This window comes from Frigoribacterium sp. Leaf164, assembly GCF_001423665.1.
Taxonomy (GTDB): Bacteria; Actinomycetota; Actinomycetes; order Actinomycetales; family Microbacteriaceae; genus Frigoribacterium; species Frigoribacterium endophyticum.
In genome coordinates, this window is sequence record NZ_LMOX01000001.1 from 1,181,867 (window position 1) to 1,197,472 (window position 15,606).

Here is a 15,606-nt window from a genome sequence, read left to right on the forward strand (position 1 = left end):
CCCGAACGTGCGGCGCCCGCCCCCGATCTGGATCGGCTGGTCGGCCATGGTGGTTCTCCTGTCCGTCGTGTCGTGGAGGGCCGCGCGTCGCGGTCCTGTCGTCCACGGAACACCCACGCGCCGCCCGAGGGAGGCCCTGACGTGGCACCCTTTGCCGGGCATCAGGGCCGTCTGGTCAGAAGGTCTCGTTCTCCGTGAGGACTTGTTCATGAGGAGCCAGGCGGCACATCAGAAGGTCAGGATGAGGCGGCCGCGAAGACCGCCGGCTTCCATCCGGCGATGAGCGGTACTGGCCTGGTCCGCGGGGAGCGTGTCGGCGACGCGGACGGTGAGTTCCCCGCGACCGACCCGACCGGCAAGAGCCTCGATGGCGTCATGGCGACGGTTCGACCTCATGACGTAGGACTGGAAGACACGAACACCTCGCCTCGGCTCGAGATCAGCTGGCAAGAACAGTGCGAGTTGCCCACCATCGGCGACCGCCTCGAAGGCGGCAGCCCCACGAGCCGCCGGATCAGCGAGAGCGTCGGCTCCCTTTCCATCGGTGAGTTTCCTGACTTCTGCACCAAAATTCGCATCACGATCCACGACATGGTGAGCCCCGAACGCGCGGACGATCGCGTGCTCGTCCGGGCGGGCATCAGCGATGACGGTCACTCCCCGCGCCGAAGCCAACTCGACGAGATACCCGCCGACCGCCCCCGTGGCGCCCGTGACCGCGAGAACCGAGCCAGGTTCCAGGTGGAGCCCTTCTAGGGCCATCTCGGCAGTCAGGGCATTGGACAAGAAAGCGGCCCCCGAGACATGGTCACCTCGAGTGGGCAGCGCAACCAACGATTCTGCTGGCAGAACAACGAATTCGCTGTACCCGCCGTGCGAGCCTGATGGAGCGACGAAACCCACCACCTCGTCACCTACCAGAAGTGTCATGCTCTCCGGAAGATCCGATCCGACCTCATCGATGACACCGGACACGTCCGTGCCGGGAACGACCGCGGAGGTGATCTCGCCGTCATTGCCCTGGAACGATCCGCTGCGAATGATGGCGTCGACCGGATTCACCGCGGCCGCATGGACTCGGATTCGGACCTGGCCCGGGCCCGCGTGTGGCTCGGGCAGATCGACTGCCATCAGCTCCTCTGGACCGCCGTAGTGCCTCACACCGATTGCGCGCATGACTCTCCTTCTTCGCTCCGCTCCTCGAGGGCGAGGCGTCCGTCGTAGGTTCACAGGGACGGGGTGCAGCCAGGGGGACCTGGCTTGACTCCGCATCCAGTGGCTCAGCCGATGGTCTGGCCGCCATCGACGACGAGGGTGTGACCGACGGCGAAGCCGCCGTCGTCGGAGGTGAGCCAGAGAACGGCCGAGGCGATCTCTTCGGGCTTGCCGAGTCGGCCGATGGGCTCCTGGGAGATGACGTCTGCGTAGCCGTCGTCGGTCCCTCCGGTGAGGCGTTCGATCATCTTCGTGTCGATCATCCCGGGGGCGACGACGTTGACCCGGATGCCGTCTGCGACGTACTCCAGGGCGGTGGACTTGCTGAGTCCGATGACAGCGTGCTTCGCGGCGGCGTAGGCGGCTTGACCCGAGATGCCCATGACGCCTGCTCCCGAGGAGGTGTTGACGATGGCGCCTCCTCCGGAGGTCTTCATGTGCCGGATCTCGTGCTTCATGCAGAGGTACACGCCGCGCACGTCGACGCTCATGATCCGATCGAACTCGGCGTCGTCGAGGTCGGCGGTGGGGGTCTGGGTCTGTTCGACGCCGGCGTTGTTGAAGGCGACGTCGAGACGGCCCCAGAGGGAGACGACGTGGTCGAGGGCAGCGACGACCTGAGCGGCGTCGGAGACGTCGAGATCGATGGCCGTCGTGGTGCCGCCTGCTGCGGTGATCATCGAGGCGGTGTCGTGGTGGCCGGCACCGGGGAGGTCGGCGACGGCGACGCGGGCGCCTTCTGCGGCGTAGGCGAGGGCGGTGGCGCGGCCGATGCCGCCCGCGGCGCCGGTGACGAACGCGACCTTGTCCGTGAATCGGGGGGTGGTGAAGCTCATGATTGTCTCCTTGAGGAGTCGGGGGGATGGGTGGTGAGGATGCCGCGGCGCTGTGCGTCGAGGGCGGTGGATGGAGGGTCAGAGATCGGCGGGGAAGGCGTTCCTGCGACCGATGAGGGTGAGACCGAACGCGATGGTCCCGAAGATGATCAGGACGACGGGGAGGATGAGGCCGTCGGCTCGGGTCAGCAGGCCGGCGCCGACGATCCCGGCGGCGAAGATCGCGATGTTGAACGCCACGGGCAGGAACGAGTTGGCGACATCGGCGTTGTCGCCGCCAGCTGTTGTGAGGGCTGCTTGGAGCTGCGCTGCGGCGCCGCCGAAGGTCAGGCCCCAGAGCACGGCGGCGACGAGAACGGCCGGTGCTGACGCGTGGCTGACGAGGAGCACCACGCCTACGCCGACGAAGACCGCGAGGCTGCCGTGCAGCAGTGGTCGCGGGTGTCGGTCGAGGAGGGCGCCGGTGATGATGATGCCGCCGATCGAGGAGACGCCGTAGACGAGCAGGGTGAGGTCGACGCCGAGGCCTGAACCGCCGGTCCGGAGGTAGGGCGCGATGTAGGTGTACAGGGTGTTGTGAGCGATCATCCACGTCGCGATGACGGCCAGGATCATTGCGACCCCGGGGATCCTGATCACTCGGGTGAGGGGCAGGCGCGATGTCGCTGGTGCCGGTTCGGCGTCGGAGACGACGGTGAGCACCAGGACCAAGACGACGGCCCCGAGGATGCTGAGACCGCCGAAGGACCACCGCCAGTCGAAGGTCGTTCCGATCCACGAGCCCAGGGGTGTGCCGAAGGCGAAACCGACGGGGGCTCCGGCGGAGACGATCGCGAGAGAGCGCCCGGCCTGGTTCGTCGGGCTGATGCGGCGCCCGTAGGCGGCGAGCATGCCCCAGATGGTTCCCGAGAATGCTCCGGCGACGAAACGAGCGACGAGGGCGACGATCACCGTCGGTGCCACGGCGGTGACGGCATTGGCCACGATGAGACCGACGAGGGCGACGGCGAGCAACCGTCGGCGACGGACGCCCCGGGTCAGGGTGATCGCAGGGACAGTGGCGATGACGGTGCCGAGCGCGTAGGCGCTGATGAGCAGGCCCACGGTGCCTTCGCCGGTGTCCAGTCCGCTGGCGATCTGCGGTAGCAGCCCGGCGGGCATCGTCTCCATGGCCACGAGGATGAACCCGGTCGTGGCGAGGACGATGAGGGAGAACAGAGGCAGCCTCGGTGAAGGCCCGCCAGCGTCCTGTGAGGGAGGGACACCGATCGGGACGGATGCGGTCGGAGTGGTCACGAAGTCCTTTCGGGCGCGGTGAAGCAGCCTGAGATCACGAGGAGTCGGAAAGTGTCGGGTCCGAGGAGAAGACCGGGAAGGGGCTGCCGGGTCAGACCGCGTGTTCGGTGCTCCGGGCGCGTTCGGCGATGCATTCCGTCGCAGCCCAGGAGGCGAGCAGCTGCAGTCCTTGGTCGGACTCGCTGCCGGGGGCAGCGGTGTAGACGGTGAGGGAGTGGCCGGGGGAGTCCTGCAGGTCCATGGCGTGGAAGTCGAGCTCGAGGAGCCCCACGACCGGGTGCCGGAACTGCTTCGCGCCGGAGTAGTGCCGCCGAACATCGTGTGCAGCCCACCGGGTACGGAAGTCGTCACTTCGGATGGAGAGCTCCCCGACGAGGGCTGCGATGCCGGCGTCATGGGGGTCGCGTCCTGCATCCCGTCGGAGGATGGCGACGTTGACGTTCGCCGCGCGCTCCCAGTCCGGGTAGAACTCGTGTGCCCGAGGGTCGAGGAAGATGAACCGGGAGTGGTTCGCCGGCCGGAGTGAGCCACGGTACATCTCCGAGTACAGGGCGAATCCGAGGGCGTTGGCTGCGACGAGATCCATGCGGGTGTTCGTGATCATGGCGACCGAACCGGTCATCGCATCCAGCATGTGCTGAAGAGGGGAGGCTGCGATCTTCTGCTCAGGGCTCGACGTGGGGCGGCGACGGGTGGGCGCTGCGGCACGGGCGAGGTCGTACAGGTGGTCCTGTTCGGCCTGATCCATCTCCAGTGCCCGAGCGATGCTGTCGAGCACGCTGTCAGAGACCCCACTGAGGCTGCCGCGTTCGACCCTGGTGTAGTAGTCGACACTGACACCGGCGAGACGGGCGACTTCCTCACGCCGCAGGCCCGGTACCCGGCGGCGACCGCCGACGCTGATGATGCCCGGCGCGTCGGGGCTCAGTCGTGCACGGCGTGACGAGAGGAACTCCCGTACCTCAGCTCGATTGTCCATGCCGTGACGCTACGACTGATGTCCTTCGCCAGCCAGGCCCTGACGGGACCCCCGTTCCGCCGAGAGGGCCGAGCACCAAGGGGGTTCTGACCGGGCCTGTCAGCTTCTCCAGCGACGGCTTAGCGTCTCCGGGAAGAACCCCGCTGACCCGCATCGCCCTGTGACTGGGGCCTGCGCAGCGCGTACTGCCTCTCCGCAACTGATCTGAGAAGGAGCCCCAATGAAGGCCACCGTGATGTACAAGTCCGGCGACGTCCGAGTGGTGGAGGTCCCTGACCCCGTCATCCAGCAGCCCACCGAGGCGCTCATCCGCGTCACCTACGCCTGCGTCTGCGGGTCCGATCTGCACCCCTACCACGACCTCGGGGACACCCCCGAGGGCCGCCGCATGGGCCACGAGGCCATCGGTGTCGTCGAGGAGATCGGCGAAGACGTTCGCACCCTGTCGGTCGGCGACACGGTCATCGTGCCCTTCGCCTGGTCCGACGGAACCTGCCCGTTCTGTCAGGACGGCATCACGACGGCGTGCATCCACGGCGGCTTCTTCGACGGTGCGGCCTCAGCCACCCAGGCCGAGAAGCTGATCGTCCCCCAGGCCGACGGAACCGCCGTCGTCATCCCCGAGGGAACCGACGAAGCGCTCATGCCGAGCCTGCTGACCTTGTCCGACGTGTACCTCACCGGCTACCACGCCGCGATCCGCGGCGATGTCGAGCACGGGAAGACCGTCACCGTCATCGGCGACGGCGCCGTCGGCCTCTCCGCTGTCCTCGCGTCGAAGCAGCTCGGTGCGGAGACGATCATCCTGATGGGCCGTCACACGACCCGCACCGACCTCGGGCGCGAGTTCGGGGCCACGCACGTCGTCCCTGAGCGCGGCGACGAGGGCGTCGCGAAGGTCATGGAGATCACCGGAGGCGAGGGCTCGCACGTCGTGCTCGAGGCCGTCGGGCACATGCCGGCGTACGAGCAGGCATACAAGATCGTCCGTGCCGGAGGAACCATCAGCCGTGTCGGCGTTCCCCAGTACGAAGAGGCGGCGGTCGGCATGGCGTCCCTGTTCGGAAAGAACGTCACCCTCACCGGCGGCCCCGCGACTGTCCGCGCTTACCTCGAGCAGGTCCTGCCCCAGGTCCTCGACGGAAGCATCGATCCTGGCCGTGTCTTCGACCGCGAGATGCCCCTCGACGACATCGCCGAGGCGTACCGCCTCATGGACGACCGCGAAGCACTGAAGGTCCTCATCCGCCCCTGACCTCCCCGGGCGGGACTGACCAGATGCCCACCCACCCGCCGTCCAGCACGATGAACGACAGGAACATCTCCATGGCCCCGCCCACCTCCACCCACGGACGACGTGCCGCCCAGGTCACGTCGGCACTCCTTCTCACGACCGCCAGCATCGGTGTCCTCACCGGATGCTCGAGCGCCACGGGACAGACCCCGGACCCTGCCGGCGCATCCACGCCTGCGGCGGAACCCTCGGCCGCTGGCACTGCCCGACCGACTCCTGAGGCAGGCCCTACCCCAGAGCCCGAAGCCCCTCGCGAGGTCGTCGGGACCGTCATCAGGTTCAGCGGCGGAGGCAGCGTGGTCGACGTGACGCTCGAGGAAGACAACCCCACCACCCGGGATCTCCTGACCCGGCTGCCGACGACCCTGCGCCTCGAGGAGTTCGCCGGCCGCGAGAAGATCGGCTACCCCTCACCCGGACTCATCGTCGAGGGGTCTCCGGGCTCCGATCCCGAGGACGGCGATCTCATCTACTTCACACCCTGGGGCAACATCGGCTTCTACTACGACGCCTCCGGAATCGACTACTCCGAGAAGACGATCCACCTCGGCAGCTACGACGCCACACCGGACCAGCTCGCGGCGTTCGACGACACCGACGTGACCATCGAGGTCGTCCCGTGACGAACGGAACGTCGCCGGGAAGAGCGACGACACGCAAGACCGTGAGGGCCGTCGTGGCTGTAGCCGCCGCAGGTGTCCTCGCATCGGCCGTGTTCAGCGCCTGCACCAGCACCGGTTCCGGCATGGACCGACCTCCCTCGTTCTCTGCCACCTCGGGCGCGTCCCCTACCGCCCCCCTCGTCGCCGATGCCCCCACCCAGATGGCATCAGGGCTCGAGGCACCGTGGTCGATCGCCTTCCTCCGAGGCACACCGCTGGTCAGTGAACGGGACTCGGGCCGAGTCCTCGAGCTGACATCGACGGGTGAGACCCGCGTCGTCGGGACGGTTCCCGGCGTGCAGCCCGATGGCGAAGGGGGTCTCCTCGGTCTCGCTGTCGGGGAGGACGATCGCCTGTACGTCTACTCGACCGGGGAGGAAGGGAACCGCATCGAGCGGTACACCCTGACGGGCGAGGCCGGGTCCCTCGAACTCGGACCAGGCGAGACGATCATCGACGGGATCGCGTCCGCCGGGTACCACAACGGAGGCCGGATCGCCTTCGGCCCCGACGGGATGCTCTACGCCGGCGTCGGCGACGCCGGACAGAGCTCAGCCAGCCAGGACCCCGATTCGCTCTCCGGGAAGATCCTGCGCATGAACGCCGACGGGTCCGTCCCCGCCGACAACCCCTTCCCCGGATCAGTGGTCTACAGCCTCGGCCACCGCAATGTCCAAGGGCTCGGGTGGGCGGCCGACGGGACCATGTTCGCCAGCGAGTTCGGTCAGAACACCTGGGACGAACTGAACATCATCGAAGCTGGCGGCAACTACGGCTGGCCCGAGGCCGAGGGCTTCTCCGGGGGAGAGGACTACATCGACCCCGTCCAGCAATGGTCACCCGCCGACGCCAGCCCGAGCGGCATCACCGTCACCGCCGACACGGTGTTCATCGCGAACCTCCGCGGCGAAGTCCTGCGGGCAGTGCCGGTCGCTGACCCCACCACAGCCACCGACTACTACGAGGGTGAGTTCGGTCGCATCCGAGCCGTCACCGAAGGCCCCGACGGGAACCTCTGGTTCCTCACCGGGAACACGAACAGCCAAGGCACCCCACGGGACGGCGACGACAAGCTCCTCCGAGTCCCGCTCACCCCCTGACGACTGCGCCTGCCCGCCACGTCCCCTCCGATCCACGAAAAGAGCGACTCATGATCCCTCGCACATTGGGAGCCGGTGGTCCCGCCGTGTCCCCCCTCGGCCTCGGCTGCATGACGATGACCGGCGGCTACGGCGCTGCACCCGAGCGTCGCGACATGGTGGAGCTTCTCCGCGGAGCCGTAGACCGCGGGGTGACCCTGTTCGACACGGCAGAGGTCTACGGGCCGCACTCCAACGAAGAGCTCCTCGGAGAGGCCCTCGCCGATCGACCCGACGACGTCGTCATCGCCACCAAGTTCGCCATGGCCATCGACCCTGTCACCCGGGAACCCCGGGGGCGACTGCTGCGGCCCGACGAGGTCGCGGAGGCCGCCGAGGGTTCCCTCCGACGTCTCGGCGTCGAACGGCTCGACCTCTACTACCAGCACCGGATCAACCCGGACATCCCCGTCGAGGAGTACGCCGGCGCGGTGTCGCAGCTCGTCGACGCCGGGAAGGTCCACCGCTACGGGCTCTCGGAGGCCTCCGAGAGCACCATCCGCCGAGCCCACGCCGTGCTGCCCCTCGCTGCGGTGCAGAGCGAGTACTCGCTCTGGTGGCGTCGACCCGACAACGGCGTCCTCGCGGCGTGCAATGAACTCGGCATCGCGTTCGTGCCGTACAGCCCCCTCGGGAAGGGGTTCCTCACCGGCACCATCACCGCGTCCAGCTCCTTCGCCGACGGCGACCTCCGGGGCAGCATCCCGCGTTTCGGCGCCGACGTCATCGAGCACAACCTCCAGCTGGTCGACGTCGTCAAGGGCATCGCGGCCGAACACGGCGCCACGCCGGCCCAGGTAGCCCTCGCGTGGCTGCTCGCCCGGGAGCCGTTCATCATCCCCATCCCCGGTACGACGAAGGTCCACCGCCTCGAGGAGAACCTCGGAGCGTCGGACATCACCCTCACCGACGCCCAGACGCGGCGCCTCACGTCCCTCTCCGACGACTCAGCGGTCGTCGGAGCCCGCTACCCCGACTTCCTCGAAGCGCAGACCGACATCTGATCGAAAGGCACCACATGAACACCACCCACCGGACCACGAGCATCGCTCTCGCCCTCATCGCCGTCGGCGCGGCGGTCACCGGGTGCACCTCGACCACCGCGGACGCCGGCGACGCGACCGTGACGACCTCAGCGACGGCCCCGACGAGCAGCTTGACCGGTGAATGGGAGATGACCTCCCTGGAAGTCGGAACAGACGGCGACCTGGCCGAGATCCCCTACGGCGGCCAGGTGATCTTCACCGATGCCGGCACCATGGCCGTCCAGGCAGCGAACCCCGACACCGCAGCTCCCGACGGCCCCTACACCGTCAACGGGTACGAGGCCTTCTACGGCGAGGTCACGCTCGTCGACGACGACTCCTTCACCGTCGAGGTCGAGTCCGCACTCGCTCGAGACCTCATCGGGCAGAGCCTCGCCCGGGACTTCGACATCGACGGTGACACGCTCGTCCTGACCCCGACGGACCCCACGGAGGGATTCCGGGCCACCTACGAGCGACAGGGCTGACCTCCAGCCTGCTGGCCACCGACGGACGAGACGACTGCAGTCGGGCAGGGTGGCAAATTCGTACCAGTCAGAGCGGGAGCGTGAGCTAGTCGTCCTTGCCCGTGCTCCGTAACCTCGGGATCCTGTGGGACCGAACACTGCCTCACCCCGAGCAAAGGAGCCCGAGATGTCCAATTCGTCAGCCGTCCTCTACGCAGCCGGTGACCTCCGTATCGAGGAGCGCCCGACACCCGTGCCGGCGACCCATGAAGTCCTCGTGGAGATCCACGCCGTCGGGATCTGCGGGTCCGACGTCCACTACTTCGAGGCTGGTCGGATCGGCCGGTACGTCGTGGAGGCACCGATGGTCGTGGGCCACGAGTCGGCCGGAGTCATCGTCGGCGTCGGTACGGACGTCTCGCCTGAACGCATCGGCCAGACTGTCGCCCTCGAGCCAGGAGTCCCGTGCCGTCACTGTGAGCAGTGCCGTCTCGGGCGATACAACCTCTGCCCGTTCGTCCAGTTCTTCGCGACGCCACCGGTCGATGGCTCGATCGCGCGCTACGTCGTCATCGACGCCGAGTTCGCCCACGTCGTCCCTCATGGCCTGAGCGCTGAGAAGGCAGCGATGGCGGAGCCGGTGTCGGTGGGGGTGTGGGCGTGCCGCAAGGCCGAGGTGACTGCCGGCGACCGCGTCCTGGTCACCGGGGCCGGGCCGATCGGTCTGCTCGCCGCCCAGGTCGCCCGCGGCTTCGGAGCAACACAGGTCACCGTCACCGACGTGAGCGAGTTCCGGCTCGACACTGCTCGCGATCTAGGTTTCACCGCGACCCGGGCGGGCGAGGCGCTCGAGGGAGAGTTCGACGTCCTGCTCGAGTGCTCTGGTGCGGCTCCCGCGCTGGCCTCAGGCCTGGAGGCGCTCGCCTCCGCGGGCCGTGCCGTCCTCGTGGGCATGGGCGCGGACGAGGCCACGATCAACGTGCCGCTCGTCCAGGGGAAGGAGCTCACTCTCCAGGGCATCTTCCGCTACGCCAACACCTACCCGACGGCCCTGCAGTTGATCGCGTCGGGGGGCGTCGACGTCGACAGGGTCATCACGCACCGGTTCGGCATCGCTGAGACGCAGGCCGCGCTCACACTAGCGAGGCGCGAGGCACGATCCCTCAAGGCCGTCGTCGACCCTCGCGCGTGACGGCAGCGGACAGGGAGTCTCGTGCCCTGGGGCCGGGTGACGTCCTCGTCATCGGCGAGTCGCTCATCGACGTCGTGGTGCCCCGACACGGCCAACCGAGGCGACACGCCGGGGGATCACCCCTGAACGTCGCGGCGGGTGCCGCCAGGCTCGGATCCCCGGTGCGGTTCGTGACGTCTTACGCCCAGGACGACGCGGGCACCCTCATCGATCAGCACCTCGTCCGCTCGGGCGTGGAAGTCTGGAGCCAGGCCCCCGTCTCAGGTCACACGTCGACGGCGACGGCGGTGCTCGGACTCGGCGGGGCAGCATCCTACGAGTTCGACATCGAGTGGGACATCGCACCGGTGTCCGTCCCCGGCCCTGCCGCCGTCGTCCACGCCGGATCGATCGCGACCCACCTCATGCCGGGCGCGAACACTGCCTTCACTCTCCTCATGGAGCAACACGAGGAGGCGGTGGTCACGTTCGACCCCAACGTCCGGCTCGGCCTGGGCACCGCAGCCGACGATGTGGCCCGCTCATTCGAGCGCTTCGCCACGGTCTCCGACGTCGTGAAGCTGAGCGACGAGGACGCTGCTGCCTTGTTCGGGTTTTCCCTTTCCCCGGAGGACGTCGTGACCCGAATCTTGGAGCTGGGCCCAAGCTTGGTGGTGCTCACTCGTGGTCGTGAGGGGGCACTCGTCGCGACCCATGCCGATCGCAGGCACACCGTGCCCCCTCTCGTCCAGGTCGTGGACACCGTGGGCGCTGGGGACTCCTTCATGGCCGCCCTCGTTCACGGCATCGCCGGCGCCCGGTCGTCCGGCGCCCTCGACCTCGTTCGGATGCGCAGCGCCGACCACTGGCCTGAGGGCGTCCTGAGTCGCCTGGCCGATCTCGCCACCCGCTGCGCTGCCATCACCGTCTCCAGGGCCGGCGCCGATCTCCCCTGGGCTCGCGACCTCCGGTGACGCGCACCGGTGTCATGTCGAAGTCGACAACGCAGCGGAGCCCTCTCACGCCTCGTCGCCCTTACTGAGTCCGTTGCGGAATTGCCTCGGGGTCAAGCCCTTCTCACGGAGGAACTGCCGGTTGAAGTTCGAGAGATTCGTGAACCCCACGTCGAAGCAGATCGTCGCCACAGGGAGGTCGGTCTCGAGGAGAAGGCGACTGGCGTGCGCAACGCGGAGCTTGCGCACCAGCTCGCTGAAGTTCTGACCTGTCGCACGCTTGAAGTACTTCGAGAACGTGGCGTCGGACATGCCGACGGTGGCAGCAGCCTCAGCCATGCTGATCTCGCCCGTGTGCCCGGCGAAGGCGTACTCGAGAACGACGTCAACGATCGCGGCGGCGCGATCGTCCAGCTGCGGCTGGAAGAACTCGGTCGCCAGAAGGAGCCGTTCTTCGTGAGGTGACCGAGCCAGCACGGTGAGCAACTCGAACACGTGTCGCAGTCGGTCCAGACCGTTCGTGACTCCCACCTTCTCGATGAGGGCCGCGGCTCGAACGGCGGACTCGCCGGTGAATTCGATCCCCCTTGAGGACGCTAGGAGGAGCGGCTGCACCTCCCGAAGCTCCGGCATCACAGCTGAACCCTGGGTGATCCACGCCGGGTCGATCTGGATGACGGCGTCGCGGTTAACTAGGGCTTCGCCATCGGCCAGGTCGCTCACCCAGTCGTGTGGCAGGCCAGACCCGATGAGGGAGACGTGGCCGGCCTCGAACGTACCGACATGGTCACCGACGATGAATCGGCCAGTGCCAGAGCGGATCAAGTGGATCTCGTACTCCGGATGGTAATTCCACCTAGCCACAGGGCTCGGGTAGTCGTGCTGAGCCCACCGCACCGACCGGTCCGGGTCGGCCGTGATGATCTCCCTCGCCGCTCGCATCCCGGTCAGGCGCTCAGCGAGCATCGTCGCCGTGTCCGATCCAGGGCCATGTGCATCCATGGCGACAGCATACAAATTCGTACCAGTTCTCGGAGGTGGGCGCGCTAGTTCGTGTTCCGTCATGAAGTCAGACTCGTGCCCGGACGGCGCCTCGCAGCAGCGGCATCGCCCCAGGGCTCACCACGGCGGTGGGTACCCGCCCGGAGAACGAAGGAGTCCTTCCGATGAACAGACGACACAGGCGCATCGCCACGACAGTGGCCGGTGCCTCGATCATGGCCATGGCCCTCGCGGCGTGCGGCGGCGCAGGCGGATCGACGGGGGCCGACGGGGGAGACCAAGAGGTCAACGTCCTCATGGTCAACAACCCCCAGATGGTCGACCTGCAGAAACTGACCGCCGATGCCTTCACGGCCGACACCGGCATCAAGGTCAACTACACAGTGCTGCCAGAGAACGACGTCCGCGCCAAGATCAGCCAGGAATTCTCCAGCCAGGCCGGCCAGTACGACGTCGCGAGCATCAGCAACTACGAGGTCCCCTTCTACGCCACGAACGGGTGGCTGACGCCTCTCGGCGACACCGTCGCCGCCAGCGCGGAGTTCGATCAGGGCGACATCCTCGAGCCCATGACGAAGTCCCTCACCGCGGCAGACGGCAAGCTGTACGCCGAGCCCTTCTACGGGGAGAGCTCGTTCCTCATGTACCGCAAGGACGTCTTCGACGCGGCCGGGCTGACGATGCCCGACAAGCCCACGTGGGACCAGGTCGCCGAGCTCGCGGCCGAGGTCGACGGAGCAGAGGACGGCATGAAGGGCATCTGCCTCCGGGGACAGCCCGGCTGGGGACAGGTGTACGCCCCGCTGACCAGCGTCGTGAACACCTTCGGTGGCACGTGGTTCGACGAGGACTGGACCGCTCAGGCGGACAGCCCCGAGTTCACCGAGGCCGTGCAGTTCTACGTCGACCTCGTGAGAGAGCACGGAGAGAACGGTGCCGCCCAGGCCGGCTACACCGAGTGCCTCAACAACCTGCAGCAGGGAAACGTGGCCATGTGGTACGACTCCACGGCCGCAGCGGGCAGCCTCGAGGCCGACGACTCGCCCGTCAAGGGCAAGCTCGGCTACGTCGCAGCGCCGGTGAAGGAGACCGCCAGCTCCGGCTGGCTGTACTCGTGGGCCTGGGGCATCCAGAAGGCCGGCAAGAACCAGGACGCCGCAGCCGAGTTCATCGCGTGGGCATCGAGCAAGGAGTACGAGCAGCTCGTGGGCGAGAAGATCGGCTGGTCGAGCGTCCCCGCCGGCAAGCGCGCCAGCACCTACGACAATGCCGACTACCAGGCATCCGCCGGGGCGTTCTACCAGCAGACCGAGGACGCCATCACGACCGCCAACCCGGACGACCCGGGTGTGCAGCCCCGCCCGGCCCCGGGGATCCAGTTCGTGGCGATCCCCGAGTTCGCCGACATGGCGACCCAGGCCTCCCAGGAGATCAGCGCTGCCATCGCCGGGCAGACATCCGTGACGGATGCCGTCGCCGAGGGCCAGCAACTTGCCGAGAAGGTCGCCGAGAAGTACCAGGAGTGACAACGAAGGGGGCGGCGGCCACACGCCGTCGCCCCCTGTGCACCCTCCTGCCACGACATCGTGCCCACCAGAGACGAGGACGTCCAGTGACATCGACACACGCCCCATCCGTCGGCCGTACGCCGACCCCGGCGGAACCGCGCCCCACGGCGCCCCGCTTCCGGCAGCCGCGCCGAGACGCAGCCCGACTCGCCAAGGCCGGCGCCTGGGCACGTCGCGCACCGCTGCTCCCTGCCTTGATCTTCGTCATCGCAGTCACCCAGGTGCCGTTCGTCATCACCATCGTGGTGTCGTTCATCAACTGGAACTCGCTCTACCCGAACGACATCGCCTTCGGCTGGTTCGACAACTACGTCAACGTCTTCACCGACGCGACCATGCGCGCCTCCGTCGTCACCACCATCGTCCTGACCGTGGCCGTTGTTCTCGTCAGCCTCATATTCGGGCTCCTGATCGCGCTCCTGCTCGACCGGAAGTTCCTCGGTCGCGGGGTCGTGCGCACGATCATGATCGCGCCGTTCCTCGTGGTGCCCGTCGCTGCGGCACTGGTCTGGAAGCACGCGCTCTACAACCCCGAGTACGGCCTGTTCAACGGCGCGCTCACCTGGTTCTTCGGCCTCTCCGGCGCCACCGCGCCGCAGCCCGACTGGATCACGAACAACCCGCTGATCGCGGTCGAGGCGGCACTGATCTGGCAGTGGACTCCGTTCATGATGCTGATCTTGCTCGCAGGCCTTCAGAGCAGACCCCTCGACGTGCTCGAGGCTGCACGCGTCGACGGCGCCAGCGCCTGGCAGATCTTCCGCTACATGACGCTTCCCCACATGCAGCGCTACCTGGAGCTGGCAGCGCTGCTCGGGTCGATCTACATCGTCCAGAACTTCGACGCCGTCTTCACGATCACCGCCGGCGGGCTCGGCACCGCGAACCTGCCGTACACGATCTACCAACAGTTCTTCCAGGCGCACGACTACGGCGCAGCATCCGCGGCAGGCGTCATCGTCGTCATCGGCTCGCTCATCATCGCCAACTTCGCGCTCCGCACCGTGTCCACGCTTCTCAAGGAGGAGAACCGATGACCACCCTCACCACCCCACGCCGCGCTGCCCGTTCGGTCCGAGCCTCATCGGCCCCGGGAGCCACGGCGGGACGCACGCTCGGAAGCCGGGCCCGCGGGGGCTTGGCGGGCCTCGCAGCCTGGATCGTCGGCTTGGCCTTCTTCGCCCCGGTGGCCTGGATGGTGCTGACGAGCTTCCACTCCGAGACCGACGCGGCCACGAACCCGCCCTCGCTCTTCGCGCCTCTCACCCTCGATGGCTACGCGAACTTCTTCGGCGCGAACTCGGGTGCCGGCCCCTGGCCGCCGCTGATCAACAGCGCCTCCGCGTCGATCATCTCGACCCTGCTCGTGCTCGTGCTGGCACTGCCCGCCGCGTACGCCCTGTCGATCCGTCCCGTGGAGAAGTGGTCGGACGTCATGTTCTTCTTCCTCTCGACGAAGATGCTGCCGATGGTCGCCGGGCTGCTCCCGATCTACCTCATCGCCTCCCGCATCGGCGCCCTGGACTCGATCGGGCTGCTGATCGTGCTCTACACGTCGATGAACCTCCCCATCGCGGTGTGGATGATGCGGTCGTTCCTCTCAGAGATCCCCGTTGAGATCCTCGAGGCCGCTGCGCTCGACGGCGCGAACCTCCTGTCGATCTTCCGCCGTGTCATCATCCCGATCTCCGGACCGGGCCTCGCGGCGACAGCATTGATCTGCTTCATCTTCAGCTGGAACGAGCTGCTGTTCGCCTCCGTGCTCACCAGCACCCAGGCGTTCACGGCGCCGGTGTTCCTCACCAGCTTCGTCACCAGTCAGGGCCTGTTCCTCGCGAAGGTCTGCGCAGCCGCCGTCGCTGTGTCGTTCCCGGTGTTGGTCGCCGGCTTCGCGGCACAGGACAAGCTCGTGCAGGGCCTCAGCCTCGGCGCCGTGAAGTAGCTCGTCCACGCCAGCCCGCTCCGCGCCTCCACCTGCACCCCCGTCTCACGGAGAGAT

The 15,606-nt window shown here is 67.7% G+C and carries 16 protein-coding genes and 1 pseudogene; 11 read left to right on the forward strand and 6 right to left on the reverse strand.

The genetic code is table 11. The features are described from left to right. Positions 1–228 precede the first annotated feature (228 nt). From ASF82_RS15200 to ASF82_RS05360, 4 genes are all read right to left on the reverse strand, one after another. The gene (locus tag ASF82_RS15200; protein ID WP_162240258.1) at positions 229–1,176 is read right to left on the reverse strand and encodes an NADP-dependent oxidoreductase; all 948 of its coding nucleotides are present in this window, start codon (positions 1,174–1,176) and stop codon (positions 229–231) included. A gap of 104 nt (positions 1,177–1,280) precedes the next feature. Next, entirely contained in the window at positions 1,281–2,051 is a 771-nt protein-coding gene (locus tag ASF82_RS05350) for a glucose 1-dehydrogenase (protein WP_056054349.1), read from the reverse strand. Positions 2,052–2,129: 78 nt separating this feature from the next. Further along, a complete protein-coding gene (locus ASF82_RS05355) occupies positions 2,130–3,347 on the reverse strand; it encodes an MFS transporter (protein WP_369814250.1) in 1,218 nt (405 codons plus the stop codon). 91 nt (positions 3,348–3,438) lie between these two features. Then, a complete protein-coding gene (locus tag ASF82_RS05360) occupies positions 3,439–4,326 on the reverse strand; it encodes a helix-turn-helix transcriptional regulator (RefSeq protein WP_056054352.1) in 888 nt (295 codons plus the stop codon). A 220-nt stretch (positions 4,327–4,546) separates the two neighbouring features. On the opposite strand from ASF82_RS05360, the gene ASF82_RS05365 reads away from it, so the two are divergent. Then, on the forward strand, positions 4,547–5,581 hold the full coding sequence (locus tag ASF82_RS05365; protein ID WP_200931968.1) for an alcohol dehydrogenase catalytic domain-containing protein: 1,035 nt from the start codon (positions 4,547–4,549) through the stop codon (positions 5,579–5,581). On the opposite strand, the gene ASF82_RS16290 is transcribed toward ASF82_RS05365, so the two are convergent. Beyond that, on the reverse strand, positions 5,568–5,699 hold the full coding sequence (locus ASF82_RS16290) for a hypothetical protein (protein WP_255354146.1): 132 nt from the start codon (positions 5,697–5,699) through the stop codon (positions 5,568–5,570). The genes ASF82_RS05365 and ASF82_RS16290 overlap by 14 nt on opposite strands. Before the next feature lie 217 nt (positions 5,700–5,916). Between ASF82_RS16290 and ASF82_RS16045 the strand changes: the two genes are divergently transcribed. The 7 genes and pseudogenes from ASF82_RS16045 to ASF82_RS05395 all read left to right on the forward strand — a co-directional run bounded on the left by ASF82_RS16045 (position 5,917) and on the right by ASF82_RS05395 (position 11,058). Beyond that, the gene (locus tag ASF82_RS16045; protein ID WP_235491163.1) at positions 5,917–6,243 is read left to right on the forward strand and encodes a cyclophilin-like fold protein; all 327 of its coding nucleotides are present in this window, start codon (positions 5,917–5,919) and stop codon (positions 6,241–6,243) included. After that, positions 6,240–7,382, forward strand: coding sequence for a sorbosone dehydrogenase family protein (locus ASF82_RS05375; RefSeq protein ID WP_056054360.1), 1,143 nt, complete (start codon positions 6,240–6,242; stop codon positions 7,380–7,382). The genes ASF82_RS16045 and ASF82_RS05375 overlap by 4 nt, the downstream gene beginning before the upstream one ends. Positions 7,383–7,432: 50 nt before the next feature. Next, entirely contained in the window at positions 7,433–8,425 is a 993-nt protein-coding gene (locus tag ASF82_RS05380) for an aldo/keto reductase (protein WP_056054362.1), read from the forward strand. A gap of 14 nt (positions 8,426–8,439) precedes the next feature. Next, positions 8,440–8,934: a lipocalin-like domain-containing protein gene (locus ASF82_RS05385; protein WP_056054366.1), complete on the forward strand. Its 495-nt coding sequence runs from the start codon at positions 8,440–8,442 to the stop codon at positions 8,932–8,934. Positions 8,935–9,100: 166 nt separating this feature from the next. Then, positions 9,101–9,445 (forward strand): annotated as a pseudogene (locus ASF82_RS16050) (alcohol dehydrogenase catalytic domain-containing protein); the annotation flags it as partial. A gap of 96 nt (positions 9,446–9,541) precedes the next feature. Further along, entirely contained in the window at positions 9,542–10,105 is a 564-nt protein-coding gene (locus ASF82_RS16055; protein WP_235491208.1) for a zinc-binding dehydrogenase, read from the forward strand. Continuing rightward, positions 10,102–11,058: a PfkB family carbohydrate kinase gene (locus ASF82_RS05395; RefSeq protein WP_056054373.1), complete on the forward strand. Its 957-nt coding sequence runs from the start codon at positions 10,102–10,104 to the stop codon at positions 11,056–11,058. The genes ASF82_RS16055 and ASF82_RS05395 overlap by 4 nt, the downstream gene beginning before the upstream one ends. A 45-nt stretch (positions 11,059–11,103) precedes the next feature. Here the strand turns inward: ASF82_RS05395 and ASF82_RS05400 are convergent, their stop codons facing one another. After that, on the reverse strand, positions 11,104–12,039 hold the full coding sequence (locus ASF82_RS05400; protein WP_156369923.1) for an AraC family transcriptional regulator: 936 nt from the start codon (positions 12,037–12,039) through the stop codon (positions 11,104–11,106). 164 nt (positions 12,040–12,203) lie between these two features. Between ASF82_RS05400 and ASF82_RS05405 the strand changes: the two genes are divergently transcribed. The 3 genes from ASF82_RS05405 to ASF82_RS05415 all read left to right on the forward strand — a co-directional run bounded on the left by ASF82_RS05405 (position 12,204) and on the right by ASF82_RS05415 (position 15,549). Beyond that, entirely contained in the window at positions 12,204–13,565 is a 1,362-nt protein-coding gene (locus ASF82_RS05405; RefSeq protein WP_056054381.1) for a sugar ABC transporter substrate-binding protein, read from the forward strand. A gap of 224 nt (positions 13,566–13,789) precedes the next feature. Beyond that, positions 13,790–14,644, forward strand: a complete 855-nt coding sequence (locus ASF82_RS05410) for a carbohydrate ABC transporter permease (RefSeq protein WP_235491209.1) — start codon at positions 13,790–13,792, stop codon at positions 14,642–14,644. Further along, positions 14,641–15,549 carry a carbohydrate ABC transporter permease gene (locus ASF82_RS05415; protein ID WP_082514337.1) on the forward strand — a complete coding sequence of 303 codons (909 nt, stop codon included), beginning with the start codon at positions 14,641–14,643 and terminating at the stop codon, positions 15,547–15,549. Before ASF82_RS05410 ends, ASF82_RS05415 begins: the two co-directional genes overlap by 4 nt. The last annotated feature ends 57 nt before the right edge of the window (positions 15,550–15,606 follow it).

Coding starts and splice junctions, on each gene's coding strand:
- ASF82_RS05385 (WP_056054366.1), top strand. CDS start 8,440: ATGAACACCACCCACCGGACCACGAGCATCGCTCTCGCCCTCATCGCC.
- ASF82_RS05415 (WP_082514337.1), top strand. CDS start 14,641: ATGACCACCCTCACCACCCCACGCCGCGCTGCCCGTTCGGTCCGAGCC.
- ASF82_RS15200 (WP_162240258.1), bottom strand. CDS start 1,176: ATGCGCGCAATCGGTGTGAGGCACTACGGCGGTCCAGAGGAGCTGATG.
- ASF82_RS05360 (WP_056054352.1), bottom strand. CDS start 4,326: ATGGACAATCGAGCTGAGGTACGGGAGTTCCTCTCGTCACGCCGTGCA.
- ASF82_RS05400 (WP_156369923.1), bottom strand. CDS start 12,039: ATGGATGCACATGGCCCTGGATCGGACACGGCGACGATGCTCGCTGAG.
- ASF82_RS05350 (WP_056054349.1), bottom strand. CDS start 2,051: ATGAGCTTCACCACCCCCCGATTCACGGACAAGGTCGCGTTCGTCACC.
- ASF82_RS16055 (WP_235491208.1), top strand. CDS start 9,542: ATGGCGGAGCCGGTGTCGGTGGGGGTGTGGGCGTGCCGCAAGGCCGAG.
- ASF82_RS05380 (WP_056054362.1), top strand. CDS start 7,433: ATGATCCCTCGCACATTGGGAGCCGGTGGTCCCGCCGTGTCCCCCCTC.
- ASF82_RS05405 (WP_056054381.1), top strand. CDS start 12,204: ATGAACAGACGACACAGGCGCATCGCCACGACAGTGGCCGGTGCCTCG.
- ASF82_RS05365 (WP_200931968.1), top strand. CDS start 4,547: ATGAAGGCCACCGTGATGTACAAGTCCGGCGACGTCCGAGTGGTGGAG.